1 protein-coding gene and 1 pseudogene are annotated in these 876 nt (G+C 48.3%); both read right to left on the reverse strand.

The annotated features are described in order from the left end of the window. Nucleotides 1–234, reverse strand: a pseudogene (locus A3750_RS01590) (hypothetical protein); the annotation flags it as partial. Between the two features lie 45 nt (nucleotides 235–279). Next, the gene (locus A3750_RS01595; protein WP_068456885.1) at nucleotides 280–675 is read right to left on the reverse strand and encodes a DUF2069 domain-containing protein; all 396 of its coding nucleotides are present in this window, start codon (nucleotides 673–675) and stop codon (nucleotides 280–282) included. Nucleotides 676–876 lie beyond the last annotated feature (201 nt).

Consider the following 876-nt stretch of genomic DNA (forward strand, 5'->3'; position numbering starts at 1 on the left):
CGACCAATCGCTTAGCCAGTCGAGCAAGAAGGGCATATCGACTTTTACGCCACCGTTCTGGGCGTCTAGGCTCGCTCCTGCGACGATCTCAAGCGGATGCAGTTGAACGTGCTTTTGACCGCGAGGTGAGCTTAGTAGCTTGTCCGCGTCTTCTTTTGCCAGAATGCCATCGTCGATCAATTGATTGACGGTGCGGCTAAAATCAAGAATAAAAGAGGCTGCGCGTTGCTGCACGTAGTGTTCCTGCTCGTTGTTTACTTCGAGGTAAATATTGAGGTCTTATAGTGCTTTGCCCAGCATTTTTTGCCATTTTACAAAATACATGGCTGCCATAAACACGACGATTGTGGTGAGGGTGATAAAACTGTCAACCCAAACACTTTCGTCACGCATGTAAGCATCGACAAAAGCGCGCGTGAAATAGAACAGCACGATAAAGCAAAGCCAAACGTAAGACCGTAACTTATTTAAGAGTAGGCCAGGAAGTACAATCAGCAAAGGGATAAATTTCACCCCAAGTACCAGAAAGATAGACACGCCTTCAGGCGGACCGGGCACAAAGGACGAAAAAGCCAGAGCCGCGAGCAAAACAAAATACGCCACTTTTGTTGTAAGCGCGGCGCGTTCGCTTTTTATACAAAGCGATGCGTTTGGTTCAGATGCTGTGTTTGTCATATTGAAGATGGCCTTTTGATAGAAAAAATAGTGTCACTAGGTGCTCAGAAGCACGTGCGTTTAAAGCAACTAGGAGAGCTTTAGAGCGNGCTGCGCAAGGCGCTTTCCCATCGCTTGGCAGAGAGTGCTCTCATGCTCACTGAGTTTTGAGTCGCTGTTCATTTCGGTGTGCGATGGTCCGTAAGGTGTGCCGCCGGTGGA

Source organism: Oleiphilus sp. HI0079, assembly GCF_001635105.1.